Source organism: Lentibacillus sp. L22 (assembly GCF_040812445.1).
In the GTDB taxonomy this organism is placed as follows: domain Bacteria; phylum Bacillota; class Bacilli; order Bacillales; family Amphibacillaceae; genus Lentibacillus_C; species Lentibacillus_C daqui.
The window spans coordinates 79,920-93,733 of the sequence record NZ_JBFNXI010000010.1 but is presented as its reverse complement, the minus strand read 5'-3'; the positions used below and the strand labels follow the sequence as shown (position 1 = coordinate 93,733).

General features: G+C 40.5%; 17 protein-coding genes. 6 read left to right on the top strand and 11 right to left on the bottom strand.

The genetic code is table 11. The features are described 5' to 3' along the window. Window positions 1-61 precede the first annotated feature (61 nt). The gene (locus ABRT01_RS07380) at window positions 62-373 is read right to left on the bottom strand and encodes a YuiB family protein (protein WP_269411906.1); all 312 of its coding nucleotides are present in this window, start codon (window positions 371-373) and stop codon (window positions 62-64) included. Between the two features lie 147 nt (window positions 374-520). Further along, on the bottom strand, window positions 521-1,741 hold the full coding sequence (locus tag ABRT01_RS07375; RefSeq protein ID WP_269411905.1) for an NAD(P)/FAD-dependent oxidoreductase: 1,221 nt from the start codon (window positions 1,739-1,741) through the stop codon (window positions 521-523). 293 nt (window positions 1,742-2,034) lie between these two features. Between ABRT01_RS07375 and ABRT01_RS07370 the strand changes: the two genes are divergently transcribed. Beyond that, on the top strand, window positions 2,035-3,018 hold the full coding sequence (locus ABRT01_RS07370) for an NAD(P)/FAD-dependent oxidoreductase (RefSeq protein WP_269411904.1): 984 nt from the start codon (window positions 2,035-2,037) through the stop codon (window positions 3,016-3,018). 230 nt (window positions 3,019-3,248) lie between these two features. Here ABRT01_RS07370 and ABRT01_RS07365 read toward each other — a convergent pair whose 3' ends face one another. Together ABRT01_RS07365 and ABRT01_RS07360 are read right to left on the bottom strand one after the other, a co-directional pair. Beyond that, window positions 3,249-3,605 (bottom strand): HesB/IscA family protein, encoded by a 357-nt coding sequence (locus ABRT01_RS07365; protein WP_269411903.1) that lies wholly within the window; start codon window positions 3,603-3,605, stop codon window positions 3,249-3,251. A 558-nt stretch (window positions 3,606-4,163) separates the two neighbouring features. Next, window positions 4,164-4,493, bottom strand: a complete 330-nt coding sequence (locus ABRT01_RS07360) for a YuzD family protein (protein WP_269411902.1) — start codon at window positions 4,491-4,493, stop codon at window positions 4,164-4,166. 150 nt (window positions 4,494-4,643) lie between these two features. Here ABRT01_RS07360 and ABRT01_RS07355 point away from each other — a divergent pair, with 150 nt between their 5' ends. Next, window positions 4,644-4,868, top strand: coding sequence for a NifU family protein (locus tag ABRT01_RS07355; protein ID WP_269411901.1), 225 nt, complete (start codon window positions 4,644-4,646; stop codon window positions 4,866-4,868). Between the two features lie 412 nt (window positions 4,869-5,280). On the opposite strand, the gene ABRT01_RS07350 is transcribed toward ABRT01_RS07355, so the two are convergent. Together ABRT01_RS07350 and ABRT01_RS07345 are read right to left on the bottom strand one after the other, a co-directional pair. Further along, window positions 5,281-6,246, bottom strand: coding sequence for a 2-hydroxyacid dehydrogenase (locus ABRT01_RS07350; protein WP_269411900.1), 966 nt, complete (start codon window positions 6,244-6,246; stop codon window positions 5,281-5,283). A gap of 22 nt (window positions 6,247-6,268) precedes the next feature. Then, window positions 6,269-7,243, bottom strand: coding sequence for a protein kinase family protein (locus tag ABRT01_RS07345; protein ID WP_269411899.1), 975 nt, complete (start codon window positions 7,241-7,243; stop codon window positions 6,269-6,271). Window positions 7,244-7,463: 220 nt separating this feature from the next. Between ABRT01_RS07345 and ABRT01_RS07340 the strand changes: the two genes are divergently transcribed. Beyond that, entirely contained in the window at window positions 7,464-7,976 is a 513-nt protein-coding gene (locus tag ABRT01_RS07340) for a phosphatidylglycerophosphatase A family protein (protein ID WP_269411898.1), read from the top strand. 39 nt (window positions 7,977-8,015) lie between these two features. Here ABRT01_RS07340 and ABRT01_RS07335 read toward each other — a convergent pair whose 3' ends face one another. Together ABRT01_RS07335 and ABRT01_RS07330 are read right to left on the bottom strand one after the other, a co-directional pair. Then, complete coding sequence (locus tag ABRT01_RS07335) at window positions 8,016-8,786, bottom strand: TIGR01457 family HAD-type hydrolase (protein ID WP_304608131.1); 771 nt, start codon at window positions 8,784-8,786, stop codon at window positions 8,016-8,018. 13 nt (window positions 8,787-8,799) lie between these two features. Beyond that, complete coding sequence (locus ABRT01_RS07330; protein WP_269411896.1) at window positions 8,800-9,237, bottom strand: DUF86 domain-containing protein; 438 nt, start codon at window positions 9,235-9,237, stop codon at window positions 8,800-8,802. 149 nt (window positions 9,238-9,386) lie between these two features. Here ABRT01_RS07330 and ABRT01_RS07325 point away from each other — a divergent pair, with 149 nt between their 5' ends. Next, the gene (locus tag ABRT01_RS07325) at window positions 9,387-9,674 is read left to right on the top strand and encodes a hypothetical protein (protein WP_269411895.1); all 288 of its coding nucleotides are present in this window, start codon (window positions 9,387-9,389) and stop codon (window positions 9,672-9,674) included. Between the two features lie 71 nt (window positions 9,675-9,745). Here the strand turns inward: ABRT01_RS07325 and ABRT01_RS07320 are convergent, their stop codons facing one another. Next, window positions 9,746-10,021: a YutD family protein gene (locus ABRT01_RS07320; protein WP_269411894.1), complete on the bottom strand. Its 276-nt coding sequence runs from the start codon at window positions 10,019-10,021 to the stop codon at window positions 9,746-9,748. A 157-nt stretch (window positions 10,022-10,178) separates the two neighbouring features. On the opposite strand from ABRT01_RS07320, the gene ABRT01_RS07315 reads away from it, so the two are divergent. Together ABRT01_RS07315 and ABRT01_RS07310 are read left to right on the top strand one after the other, a co-directional pair. Beyond that, window positions 10,179-10,760 carry a YhcN/YlaJ family sporulation lipoprotein gene (locus ABRT01_RS07315; RefSeq protein ID WP_269411893.1) on the top strand — a complete coding sequence of 194 codons (582 nt, stop codon included), beginning with the start codon at window positions 10,179-10,181 and terminating at the stop codon, window positions 10,758-10,760. Between the two features lie 70 nt (window positions 10,761-10,830). Further along, window positions 10,831-11,802 (top strand): M23 family metallopeptidase, encoded by a 972-nt coding sequence (locus ABRT01_RS07310; RefSeq protein WP_439649438.1) that lies wholly within the window; start codon window positions 10,831-10,833, stop codon window positions 11,800-11,802. 228 nt (window positions 11,803-12,030) lie between these two features. Here the strand turns inward: ABRT01_RS07310 and ABRT01_RS07305 are convergent, their stop codons facing one another. Beyond that, complete coding sequence (locus ABRT01_RS07305) at window positions 12,031-12,141, bottom strand: methionine/alanine import family NSS transporter small subunit (RefSeq protein WP_269411892.1); 111 nt, start codon at window positions 12,139-12,141, stop codon at window positions 12,031-12,033. Window position 12,142: 1 nt separating this feature from the next. Further along, the gene (locus tag ABRT01_RS07300) at window positions 12,143-13,672 is read right to left on the bottom strand and encodes a sodium-dependent transporter (RefSeq protein WP_269411891.1); all 1,530 of its coding nucleotides are present in this window, start codon (window positions 13,670-13,672) and stop codon (window positions 12,143-12,145) included. Window positions 13,673-13,814 lie beyond the last annotated feature (142 nt).

The following is a 13,814-nucleotide window of genomic DNA, read 5'->3' as shown; positions in this document are numbered from 1 at the left end:
GCTCAAAGCTACGCCGCCTAGAACTTCTCGGTCCTTTTTATCCTCCTTTTTGAACACGCACTTAAAACATTTGATAGCCGCTTTTTCGCAAAAATTTAATCACAAAACCTGATACGATAGTTCCGATGAATCCGGACACAAGTATCGTGATATCGACTGGTGTCAAATGAATCAATCTGGTAAACGCTGTTTGAAATGCCGCTCCAGGATGTTTAAAATATTCTGCCGTTGAAATACCATCGACAATGATCAATACTATAAATGGGTATATAAATGACATTAACCATGTACGACGTAATAACATATTCAAAATAAAGGCGATTCCAAAGAAAATAACGAAAAACAATATAATTGATACGACAAATTGAATCAAAACCAGTGTCCCCCCATTTATCAAACGAAGCATATAAATTTCATTTTAACTGAAAACATATAAAAAGCAAAGGTGATCGTGTACACCTTTGCGGAAATTGTCATTTTTATTATATTCCATTCGATAATGCCCAACTTCACATAACGCTTAATAAAAAATATTGAATTTGCCTTTTCGCATTAACAGACCCACCCCACCTAATTGAAGTAAATACCGATTGTCTAACACTTTTTTCATAATGGAAGCCTTAAAGCCGAACAATTTTCGGTTGTTTAACACGACTCCAATCGCATCGTTCGCCCCAAGTGAAGCAACTGTTCCATGAATTTTGGCTTTAAAGTTTTCCAACTTTTGATCACCATTGACAAGCGCCTTAATATTACGAGCAACCGTTCGTGATTCCTGGATCGCAATTTGAGATGTTGGCGGAAATGGGCAGCCTGTTTTCGGATCAGTTACATGTGCACAATCTCCAAGCACAAATACATCTTCATAGCCTGGTACGCGCATGTCCTTTTGCACTTCAATTTTTCCATGATTGGTTGCAAAACCGGATGCCTCAACGATCGTATTCGCCCGCACGCCGGCAGCCCAAATGATTGTACGGGTTGGAATCTTTTCTTCTTTACCATTCTTTTCATAAACGACATCAGTTGGATTACATTGTTTTAACATAGCATCCGTTACAAACTCTACACCACGTGCCTCAAGCGAGTTCATTGCATATTCAACAAGCTGGGCATCAAAGTTTGGTAAAACAGTCGATGCGCCTTCTATATTAATAATTCGTACCAGGTTCTTTTCAATATCGTATTCTGCGCATAACTCCGGAATTCGGTTAGCCAGCTCACCAAGAAATTCAACACCAGTAAAGCCACCACCACCAACCACGATATTCAATCGTGCCTGGTCTTTTTTCGGGTCATTATGGTACATCGCAAAATTGTATTCTATGTGCTCACGAATCAGTCGTGCACTATTAATATTACCAATGGCAAATGCATTTTCCATTAACCCCGGTATCCCAAATGTTGCTGCCTCAAACCCAAGTGCCACAACCAGGATATCATAGGATAGACAACCATTCCCTAATTTTACTTTTTTTTCATCAGGCTTAACAGCAACAACAGTATCCTTTATAAACCGCACTTTATTGGTATCGATCACTTCTTTAATAGGAATTCTGGTGCGGTCGTGATGTAACGTACCAGCCGCATTTTCATGCAACCATGTTGTCTGATAGTGATAATCGTTATTATTAACAAGCGTTATTGTGGCATCATTTGTGCCTAATAATTTTTGCAATTTGACCGTGGTCATCATTCCGCCATACCCAGCGCCAATTATCACAACACTCGGCTTCCCCATATATTTTCACTTCCGTCCGTTTTTAATTCTATCATAAACGCTATTACCCATTTCATATAAAACTTGGATCTACAAATCATTATGTAACAATCGAAATATTATTGTCATGAATTCGTAATATAAAGTCCACATCATATATTATCCGGTTTGCTTGTATTTTTCAACCCTTATTTTACATTTTTAAAATCCCTGAATACCTGCTTATCCCATCCGAATAACAACAAACAGCATATTTCTTTATGATAATTTCAATATGTCGTAGTATAGAAGAGGAAGAATGGAGGAACTAACTAATGTCTGAACAAATATATGATGTAACCATTATCGGCGCGGGTCCTACAGGCCTGTTTACTGCCTTCTACGGTGGAATGCGGGATGCTAGTGTAAAGATTATTGAGAGCCTTCCCCATACCGGCGGTCAGCTAACCGCATTATATCCGGAAAAAGATATCTATGATGTTGCCGGGTTTCCCAAAATACGCGCACAAGAACTTGTAGACAATTTAGAGGAACAGGCCAACATGTTTGACCCGGAAATTGTATTGGGACAAGCTGTTGAGAAAGTGGAGCGTCTGGAAGATCAAACGCTTAAATTGACGACAAATAAGGAAGTACACTATACAAAGACCATTATCATTACTGCTGGAAACGGCGCATTTCAGCCACGCCGCCTGAATGTTGGCGACTACGAAAAGTTTGAGGGAATTAATTTGCATTATCATGTTAAGGACATGAACCATTACAAGGACCAGCATGTAATGCTGCTTGGTGGTGGTGATTCAGCTGTCGACTGGGCATTAATGCTTGAACCGATCGCAGCAAAAGTAACGCTGGTTCATCGCCGGGACAAATTCAGAGCACATGAGTACAGTGTTGAAAAATTGATGAATTCAAGCGTGGATATCTTAACCCCTTTTTCACCAAGCGGTATTAGTGGCAAAGATAGAATTGAAAGTGTATTGCTGCAGGAAGTTAAAGGCGACCGTGAATTGGAAGTTACTGTTGATTCGATTTTGTGTAATTACGGATTCGTCTCAACGCTGGGGCCAATCAAAGACTGGGGTTTGGAAATCGAAAAAAACAGTATCGTTGTAAATACCAAAATGGAAACAAATATTCCGGGAATTTATGCAGCCGGCGATATTTGTACATACCCGGGGAAGATAAATTTGATCGCAACTGGTTTTGGCGAAGGTCCAACCGCCGTCAATAATGCTAAACAATATATTGACCCGAAAGCGAGAGTTCAACCTAAACATTCGACAAGCATGTTTTAAGAAGTTAGTCCCTATAGCGCTTTTTATATACACCTCTGCATTGATTAAAAAATCATATGAAGAGGTGTATTTTGTTATGTGCCGAAGTAAAATGAGAATTTGGGATAATCATGAAAAGTTTTCAATTTGTGCAGGAAAACAACAATGCGATGCACAGATCACTCCGTACTCAGTTTCTTGCCAATAAAAAAGCCAGAGCGATAATACATGCGCTCTAGCTTATCTTTACTTTAGCATTTTTCCGGTACGCCTTCACGATTCTTCGCTTTAAATGACGACCCACAGCCACACGATACAATGGCGTTCGGATTGTCGATGCTAAATCCTCCACCCATCATATTTTGTTTGAAATCAATTGTCGTTCCCTCAATGATAGGAATGTCCTGTTTAAAAATAACAACGGGGATACCATTTATATCATCAACCATATCCAATTCTTCATTTACCTCATAATCAAACCCGAGCGAGTAGGACAATCCGCTGCAGCCGCCGCCTTTGATACCAAATCTGAGGCGAACATTTTCTTCTTCGTCTTTCATCATTTCTTTGACTTGATCCACAGCGTTATCCGTCAATGTAATAACCATTTTATGTCCTCCTTCGTATTAACAATGATCCCTCTTACATATAAGTATACAAACCGTTCCCATATGATTCAAACTTTTTAACTTGGAACAAAGGCGTAAGCGCCCGGTTAGCAACGTACAAACTGCGCCCGTGCAACACGGGTGGTTCGGCGTTGCCGCGCAAAGCGGCGTTCTTAGCCGAACACCCCCCGCAATGAGATAAAGGAAACATGCCCTGCAAAAGGGGTATGCCGACGTTGGCCGCAAAGGCCGTTTTTAGTCGGCCTTCCTTTAACTTATGAACCGATGTTGACTTATCGTAGTGAAGAAGTGTGAAGTTTGCTAGTTGCTGGGCGCTGAAGCCGGACGTGGCCTGCTTTGTCATGAGCTGAATAAAGCCTAGATTTTTATACTTTCTTTACTATTGTGAGAAATACGCCTGTTGCTATCGCTTCTGCTGTACCGGTTATCCAAACCGATCCGCCGGCTCCTTTGATCTTAACGAAAAATTAAGATAAATATAGTTATTGCCAATCCATGTATTTTGTAAATGGTTTTCCATTTCGGCATCCTCACTTCTTATTCCAAAGGTTCTACACCACATTTATCCAATTGCTGAAAAATCGTCTTTAATCTGGGAATTCCTTCAGCAACTAGTTCCTTATTGACAAAAACAATCGGATAAAACATATCTTCGTCAAATATACGCTGGACAAATTGCTGATGTTTTTCAACTTCGGGCGGATGATCGATATCAATGTATTCATATTCCATATTGTCCGTGGCATATTTCCTGCCGATTGCTGCCTGCAGCCATTCATACGTGTCCTTTGATCCTGGAGCGCCAACACAACTGGCACAAATTTGTTCTGCGCCATATACAGTGATCGTTACCTTTTGTTTCCCCATCCTAAAACCTCCACATTGTCGTTACTTTCATTTTACAAAACCTTTGATAAAAGATAAAATGAAAGTAATTGGATGATACTAAAAGAATTTCTCAATAGATTTTTTTCCGCTTTCAACTTATAATATATTTAGGAAAGGAGAAGATGGATAATGCAAGAACAAGTACGTGAAGTATTGGAAAAACTGCGTCCATTTTTATTGCGTGATGGTGGAGATGTAGAACTGGTTGATGTTGATGAAGACGGCATTGTACTTCTTCGTCTGATGGGAGCATGCGGTAACTGTCCAAGTTCAACAATTACCTTGAAAGCCGGAATTGAGCGGGCTTTGATGGCAGAAGTTCCAGGTGTTACGGAGATCGAACAGGTATTTTAATTATCCAAAGACATACATTTGAAATGGCAGGCAGACACTCGAAATGGATGTCTGCCTTTTTGTTCCTGCTTAGGAAATTATAAAAATTAAATGCTTGTGGATAACTTTGTAATCAAGATTAGCCCCGTCCGGCTCCAGCGCCCAGCAGCTAGTGTGCTTCCTTCACCTTCGTACGATAAGTCAACATCGACTCGGGGTAAAGGAAGGCCGACTAAAAACGGCCTTTGCGGCCAACGTCGGCATACCCCTTTTGCAGGGGCATGTTTCCTTTATCTCCATGGTAGGAATGTTCGGTTAAAACCGCTGCTTTGCGCAGCAACACCGAACCACCCGTGTTGCACGGGCGCAGCACATACGCTACTAACCGGGCGCTTACGCCTTTGTTCTACCCGATGCGATGACTACATCCACCTTATTCTACAGGGGTAATCGCCCCTTCCCCATTTAGCACATTGGACAGGTTATCCAGACATAACCGTAGCATTTCCTTTCGGGTCGTAACACTTGCGGAGCCAATGTGTGGTAAACAAACAGCATTATCCAATGTTAATAATGGGTGATTGCTTCTAATTGGCTCCTGTGAGAACACATCCAGCCCTGCAGCATGTATTTCCTTTGTTTGCAGTGCATCATATAAAGCCTGCTCATCCACCACACCGCCACGTGATACATTGATAAATATCCCGGATGACTTCATTGTTTGGAATGCGTGCCGATTAAACAGCTTTTCTGTTTCCTTTGCCAACGGAACAACAGACATGACAAAATCAGATGAACGAAGTAATGTTTCAAAATCAGTGTACGTTGCCTGTAATGCATTTTCTGCATCCGGATGGCGTGAACGATTATGATACAACAGGTTCATACCAAAACCTTTCGCACGTTTGGCAATAGCGGTTCCAATCCTGCCCATGCCAACAATCCCCAAGGTTTTATGGTGGATATCCGTTCCGGCAAGTAAAAACGGTGACCAATGCTGCCAGCTGTCAGCTTTGATATACGTATTTGCCTCAACCAATCTTCTTGCAGTTGCCATTAACAAGGCAAATGCTAAGTCAGCAGTTGTCTCAGTTAGTACATCAGGTGTGTTGGTCACTGTAACTCCCAGCTGTTTGGCCGATTTGACGTCAATATTATCATAACCGACCGCCATGTTAGCTACCACTTGTAATTGTTCTGCTTGTTTCAGTAATTCCTGATCAATTTTTTCGGTAATCAAGCATAACAAGCCATCAGCTGATTTTACTTCATTCAACAAAACATCTCTGGGAACAGGCTTCTCCTCCTGTTCCCACATACGAATATCGAACTGTTGACGATATGGTTTAATCATTTCTTCCGGTAGTTTCCTGGTAATATAAATCCGTTGCTTCTTCATTTATCTCACCCTTTAATTAGTCCTACAACCAGTGTAACACAGGTATCTGCAATCTTTCTTGATCAATGTCCAAATTGGCAAAAAAGTGCGCCAGACGTTGTTCATATTGCTGCTGGTTCGCCAACAGAGGCTTTAACTCATGATATAGCTGATCATATGATGTCCTTTGCATCATTCCGCGCTCCAATATATCGTATAAATGGATAGGAAAAATTAATCTGGCGTACAATAATCTCCAACTGAATATGGACAACGGTCGAACGGATTGGTAATCTTGAAGAAATTCATTTATTTCGTTACTTCTGATTTCCTCCTGCAGAAAATACGTACGAATATGTTCTGCCAAATCCCGGGCAGGATGATCGTATACAAGGCTGTCAGCCCATAAAACCGAGTTGGTGATGTTGTCGTGATAACGCTTAAAGGAAATTGTACCTTGATCAACCATGTCAAAGCGATATTCTTGCTCCGTTTCCTGCACATATTGGATAGCATTTTCGCTGATTCCAATAATATAGGGAAACACATCCATGACTAACCGATGATAAGGGCAAGGGTTTTCCATTGCCGTTTGGGTCATGTTCTTTTCAAACAGGCTTAATTTTTCTATCCATAAATGTTTCCATTGCCCATAACTGGAAATCTCCTTGGGTTCATACCTGTACATCGAACCAAGCTGGTGGAATTCGGCTAGTTGCCGTCCGGGTGAAGAATGATTGACCCGCTGTTGTTCATGTAATTGTAAAACCATGTAACGCTTTCCCTGATATTCCAAAAACCAATCCCCCTGCTTATTGCGAATCGGAATAGCCAGGTTGGGATAGTTGTTTTCAGCCAGGTAGTAGGCGAGTGATGCCTGTTCCATATAAATAGTTTCCTTGTTGGCGGCAGAAATGATAAAATAAATGGCGTCACCACTTTTATTTCCGTGCCTGTTATCCAGTACGGCTATTTCTTCCGTTTGCACATCATAATATGTTGCAAGCAAGTCTTGCAATTTACTCCCTCCCGTAGTGAAAATTCATTCAGAGGCCTCTTAAACTGAATGGCAGTTCAACGACATGGTAGAGTTGAACTGTAATCATATATTGTTGTTATGGATATATATTACTTATTATTTTCATGGCAAAAAACCGATAAAGATGGCAATATACCCATTTATTATAATCTATGTCAGCAAACGACACATCTTAACCAAAAAATGAAAGGAGATTATTATGGATAAAAATACAAGTCAAAGCGAATTGGAATTAAAAGCAAGGGAATGGTTAAACGATCGTGGGGTTACAGTCGATGACATTGCCGAACTTGTTTATTACTTACAGGCCAAATATCATGATGATTTGAGCATGGAAGATTGCAAGTTCAATGTGGATCGGGTGTTAACCAAACGGGAGGTACAGAATGCGATTTTAACCGGAATACAGCTTGATAAATTGGCGGAAGTTGGCAAATTGGATTATCCGCTCCAACAAACCATTGAAACGGATGAGAGTTTATATGGTGTTGATGAAATCATTGCACTGTCCATTGTCAATGTTTATGGTTCTATCGGTTTCACAAATTACGGTTACATTGATAAACAAAAACCAGGCATTCTCAAACGATTAAATGATAAATCAACTGGTGAGTGTCATACTTTTCTTGACGATATTGTCGGTGCCATTGCTGCGGCTGCATCAAGCAGATTAGCACATGGTTCTGCCGATGCAAAAAAACTGGATGATTAAGCAGAATGAACAGGGAGTGCACAAGAATTGCACTCCCTGTTACATATAATTAAACCATTCGGCCAAATTCCGTACATGATAGGTTGGCTTGGTTTCCAAATGAGGATAATCCGTGTATGGAGTCACACCGGTAAATACCATCAGTGTATCGATACCTGCGTGAATCCCGGCCAGGATATCCGTATGGTAATTATCTCCTACCATCAATGTTTCTTCTTTGGCAGTTCCCAATACTTTTAATGCTTGTTCAGTAATAATTCGCTCGGGTTTACCAATGAAAATTGGCTCTTGGCCAGTACTTACCGTAATAACGGATGAAATGGCACCGTTTCCTGGAACAAGACCACGTTCTGTTGGAATGGCGATGTCACTATTTGTTGACAAGAACGAAGCCCCATTACGAACTGCAAGCGTTGCGATTGCCAGTTTTTCATAAGTTATCTTCCTGTCAATCCCGACGACAACAAAGTCAACCGCTTCATCTGTCACCTGCAATTGTTCCTTTTGTATCGCGTCAACCAATCCTTCTTCCCCTATCACATAACAACGTGCACCTGCTTTTTGTTGTTTAATATAGTTTGCAGTTGCCATGCCGGATGTAAAAACATGATCGGGTGTCGATCTGATCCCCATACCCGTTAATTTTCCTGAAATTTGTTCCTTTGTTTTTGCGGAATTATTGGTTAGAAATAAATAAGGAATGTCTCTTTGATATAATTGCTCCACGAACTCCGCGGCAGCTTCAATCCGTTCATCACCGCGATACATTGTTCCATCCAGATCGATTAAATATGCATTGTACCGCTTCACATGGTTTCTCGTATCAATTGTTGGAGAATGCATTGGCAACACCCAATTCATTTTCGAGATAATGTCGGATATGTGTGCTAAATTGTTCCAACACATGAATATGATCCAACAGGCTTGTTCGTAATGTTTCATGATCCACATCGAGATAATCCTTTACCAACCTTTTTCGCAATTGGATCATCGATTTGTATGTACCTTCGTCGCTTTCCGGTAATACTTGCTCATCGATTAATATATCAATGATATCATCAAACCCGCCCGGATCCCGCATAATAAAACCGTCAATCATCATGTTTCCGGTATCTAAGATTGCTTCAACGGTCATCTGAGCAATACGTTCCAACCCCAATTTTTCCATGTCGGTTTTCGGTTGCTCTTTTTTGACTACTTGCAATAAATCATCCATATATATTAATGTCTGTTCGATTTTTTCACGATCCACAAAATACATTATATCCCTCCTAAACATCCATCACAGTAATTACTATACCATATTTAAGATGGAGGCTCCCGGTTTGTGGCTTGTTTTTCATACCATTAATTAACATGGTTCAATCATTATTCTTAACAAAAGCTATCATTTAAAGGGGTGAATGTAAAATGGGAGAAAAAGATAAGGACAAGTACTCGGATTTTTCCAATGTAAACAATAGGAGAAATTATTTAATTCCCGAAGAATTTCCGGAGGGTCCAGCTGGTTCGGAAATCAATAAAGATGAACCTGTTACTTCCAGCAAGTCGACGCCCTGGACAAAACATCAGCGCCGTGATAGTGCATTTGTTTACCCGTATAGAGAACTTCATGAGGATTTACCACGACAAACACCCGGTGCCCATCCAATTCATGACGAGCCAGACGATGTTCACCCACAGCAGGAAGATGACTGACAACCTGTATTTAGAAATCGGCCGGGGCTGCCGATTTCTTTTTTACGTTAAATAAGCCGTTGAACAGGGCTTTATATATCCACCTTTTTTAATACAAAGTAAGCACAGCCAAAATTACAATATTCATACAGGTAATCATCCAGTGCACTTATTTTTGTATCGAAAGAAGCTTTTGCATTTTGGTCATCATAAAATCCTTTTAGCCGTAATTGATCATAGCCCCAATCACCGACAATAAAATCATATTTTGTCAAAATTTCTGAATACCGTTCTTTTACTATAGGCTCCTGAAAGGCATTCTTTATGTTTTCAATAACTTCATAATACTTTCCTTGGATTTCAATCAACCTAATTCCCCCCACATTGTATATAGTGTACCATAATCCATTACCTAATAACCAGAAATTACAAAGAGAACCTGTTATGTTGCTTGTATGATTTTTGTCATGCACTACAAACTAACTGTGAGGGGGAACAATCATATTTGCCTTAGGAGGTCAATCGATGAAGAAGTGGAAAGTTTTTCTTCCATCTGTGTTAAGCTTGGCCATTATTACCGGTTGTAATGGAGTAAACAATAATTCCCAAAGTGAACAGGAACAAATGTCTGATTCATTGACACCTGACAGACAGCATACCCCAACAGACGAGGAAAGAGACAACAAACTTGGCTATGTCCGCTACAATAAGAACCAATTGAATAACGATCATGAGAATCTGCATTCCGTTCAAATCGATCGGGACAAAATGGCGGATATGATTACCAGAATGATTTTACGCAACAACGGTTTTAATGAAGCAGCTACACTTGTTACTGATCAAGAAGTATTAATTGCCTACCAGTTAAATGATGATATGGATCCAGCCACTGCTGCAGATATTGCCAGCAAAACCGCCAAATCAACGATGCCGGGATTTTTCAATATTTATGTATCCGATAACCAAACGTTAATGAACGATATCCAAAGTTTGCATAATTCCAGCATTCGTAACCAAAATTATGACAATACTATTGATAACATTATTCACGAGATGAAAAAATCTCCCCAAGGCAGAGAGAACAATATGGAAAATAACACAAGATAATTCCATCGTAAGCAAAGGGGGCAACGATATGACAGCCCTCTTTGTTTTTTTAAATAGGAGGTGTGATTAAATGTTGCGTGTCCGTACTTATTTCATCGTCTCCTTTATCCTTCTGTTTATCATGGGTTTATTTCCTGTTCCGACAGCTGCGGACGACAATAACATTTACCAAACCCGAATGGCTCTCTATAAAAAAACAGAAAGCTTAACGCAAATCCCCTGGTATTATATTGCGGCTATTGATCAATATGAGCGCAACATGGGAAACGACAGCAATAAGAAATCAGAGCAAAAAGTTTCCATATCTATTCCGGATGAACTATGGTATGGCTTAGGAAACGGTGCCAAAAGTGATCATCCAAATGTAATAACACTTTTTAACGGAATCGGTAAAGATGGAAACGGCGATGAAAAGGCAGATCCGGGAAATCCGGAAGATGTTTTATATACAATGGCCAATTGGTTGTTGCAATATGGACCGACAAAAGAGGATATCAAAATCGGTTTATGGCATTATTATAAGCGGGATCTTACCGTCCAGACAATTATGAACACGGCAAAGGTGTTTCAACAGTATCAAAAGTTGCATTTAGTAGACAGGGATTTTCCGGTTGCAACCAATTACAATTATAGTTACAGGAGTACATGGGGGGACAAACGTGGATTTGGCGGAACCCGTATCCATGAAGGGACAGATATTTTTGCTGACTATGGAACACCGGTCAAATCGACCACCTATGGGGTGATAGAAATGAAAGGCTGGAACTTGTATGGTGGCTGGCGGATTGGAATTCGTGATATCAATAATATTTATCACTATTATGGTCACCTAAGCGGATATGAAGACGGAATTAAAGTGGGGCAAGTTGTGAAACCCGGTGATATCATCGGCAGTGTTGGCTCAACAGGTTATGGGCCGCCGGGAACCTCGGGGAAGTTTCCACCGCACTTGCATTATGGCATGTACAAAGATAATGGTCATAGTGAATGGTCGTTCGATCCATATCCATATTTACGCAAGTGGGAACGAATGGTGAAGTGAAATAACGGAAAAAACAAGAGCCATCATTGTATAAATAATGGCTCTTTTTAAGAGGATGTTCAAAAAGTCCGGTAAAAATGACACTTCGAATTTCGTCGTTGGCTTGCTTTTCCACTCCTCATGTACCTTTTATGTACACTCCGGTGCTCAAAGCCACGCCGCCTAGAACTTCTCGGTCCTTTTTATCCTCCTTTTTGAACACGCACTTTAAGGAAAATTTAATTAAATTTATGAATTGGATTCTTTGGATTTTTTCACGGCATTTACAATGCTGGCCGCCAAGCCCCCCCAAATAATAATGATTCCAAAAATCGCAACAACAATCGCTCCTCCACTCATATTAGTTTGCCTCCTTCGTCTTTGATTGTGCTTCGTTCTCACGTGTTTTCCATTTAGTAAAGGTCATGATTATACCAATCACTAATGCCGCAATTGCTACAAACCAGCCACTATAAAAAATAAAGAAATCAGGATACCCTTCATAGTTACCATTTTCAGTTGCAAATTGTTTCAGTAAATTTTCTTTAAACAGACCAAACAGCATATAGCCGAGTACAAGTGGTGTAACGATTCCCAAGCTAGCAGTCCACCACCAGCCTAACCGGATATCAGAAATGGCATTTGCATGAGCTTTAAATTCTCCAAGTTTACGCAATCCCCATGCAACAAAAATCACTTCAATTAACCCAAGCAAAGCAACTCCAAACTGGTTAATAAAGTAATCGGTCGTATCCAGGAAATTTAATCCGCCTCTTGTGGCAAAAACAAAGGAACAGATCGCGGCGAGTCCGCCACCAAACAAAACTGCTTTTTTCCGGGTAATGCCGAATTTATCCACCAACCCGGCAACATAGGTTTCAGAAATCGATATTAATGAAGTTAACCCTGCGAGCATCAACGAGGCAAAGAATAAGAAACCAAATAACCCGTTTAGCGCTGGGAACTGATTAATGATTTGCGGGAATACTACAAATGCCAGCCCCACACCACCGGCAACAACCTCATCGACAGGTACATTTTGTTGGGTAGCCATGAATCCAAGTACAGCGAATACACCAATTCCAGCAAGTAATTCAAAACCGGAGTTTGCAAACCCGGTAATGAACGCATTATTAGTAATGTCCGACTTTTTGGGTAGATAACTGGAATACGTAATCATGATCGCAAAGGCTATTGATAAACTAAAGAAGATCTGACCATAGGCTGCAACCCAGACACCAGGCTTCGCAATTTCGGCAAAGTTCGGTTCAAAGAATGCGTTCAGTCCAGTCATCGCACCTGGCAGTGTAATGGCACGAATAACAACAATCAAGAAAATAATGACCAATGCAGGAATACAGATGCGGTTTGCTATCTCAATCCCCCTCTTAACTCCTGCGAACAAAATTCCCAATACGACAATCCAAACGATGATGAGCGGGATAAGTACACCAGGAACCAAACCACCAAAATTCCCCGGATCAACCAAATGCAAATAATCGTTAAACATAAATGATTCCGTGTCTGTTCCCCAGCTTAGATTAAATGAAAATAGTGCATAAGATATTGCCCAGGCGATAATAACCGAGTAATACGTTGAAATGACAAATGCAACCGCTACTGCCCACCAGCCGATGAATTCAGATTTCTTATGCATTCGGCTGTACGTTAACGGAGCTGAACCGCGATATTTATGTCCCATCGTGAATTCCATGATTAAAATCGGAATTCCTGCAGTTAGTAACGCAAATAAATATGGAATAAAAAATGCACCGCTTCCATTTTCATAGGCGACGGCCGGAAATCGCCATATGTTCCCAAGACCAATAGCTGACCCTACTGCAGCCATAATAAATCCCGCCCTTGTTCCCCATTGCGAACGATTTTCCATTGATTGACCTCCTCATTAGTAAGTTCTTCTATTTAATTATATTAGATTAAATTAAAATCTTTCCCCTTTTCTGATATTTATACTTGTATTATACCGTTACTTTTAGACTATGTCAAAGTGTTTCAACATATTGACCAACCAA

Bases quoted from the DNA above. Each gene is read 5' to 3' on its own strand.
- ABRT01_RS07350 (WP_269411900.1), bottom strand. From the start codon at position 6,246: ATGAAGAAGCAACGGATTTATATTACCAGGAAACTACCGGAAGAAATG.
- ABRT01_RS07310 (WP_439649438.1), top strand. From the start codon at position 10,831: ATGTTGCGTGTCCGTACTTATTTCATCGTCTCCTTTATCCTTCTGTTT.
- ABRT01_RS07330 (WP_269411896.1), bottom strand. From the start codon at position 9,237: ATGTATTTTGTGGATCGTGAAAAAATCGAACAGACATTAATATATATG.
- ABRT01_RS07355 (WP_269411901.1), top strand. From the start codon at position 4,644: ATGCAAGAACAAGTACGTGAAGTATTGGAAAAACTGCGTCCATTTTTA.
- ABRT01_RS07300 (WP_269411891.1), bottom strand. From the start codon at position 13,672: ATGGAAAATCGTTCGCAATGGGGAACAAGGGCGGGATTTATTATGGCT.
- ABRT01_RS07315 (WP_269411893.1), top strand. From the start codon at position 10,179: ATGAAGAAGTGGAAAGTTTTTCTTCCATCTGTGTTAAGCTTGGCCATT.
- ABRT01_RS07305 (WP_269411892.1), bottom strand. From the start codon at position 12,141: ATGAGTGGAGGAGCGATTGTTGTTGCGATTTTTGGAATCATTATTATT.
- ABRT01_RS07360 (WP_269411902.1), bottom strand. From the start codon at position 4,493: ATGGGGAAACAAAAGGTAACGATCACTGTATATGGCGCAGAACAAATT.
- ABRT01_RS07325 (WP_269411895.1), top strand. From the start codon at position 9,387: ATGGGAGAAAAAGATAAGGACAAGTACTCGGATTTTTCCAATGTAAAC.
- ABRT01_RS07375 (WP_269411905.1), bottom strand. From the start codon at position 1,741: ATGGGGAAGCCGAGTGTTGTGATAATTGGCGCTGGGTATGGCGGAATG.
- ABRT01_RS07365 (WP_269411903.1), bottom strand. From the start codon at position 3,605: ATGGTTATTACATTGACGGATAACGCTGTGGATCAAGTCAAAGAAATG.
- ABRT01_RS07370 (WP_269411904.1), top strand. From the start codon at position 2,035: ATGTCTGAACAAATATATGATGTAACCATTATCGGCGCGGGTCCTACA.
- ABRT01_RS07340 (WP_269411898.1), top strand. From the start codon at position 7,464: ATGGATAAAAATACAAGTCAAAGCGAATTGGAATTAAAAGCAAGGGAA.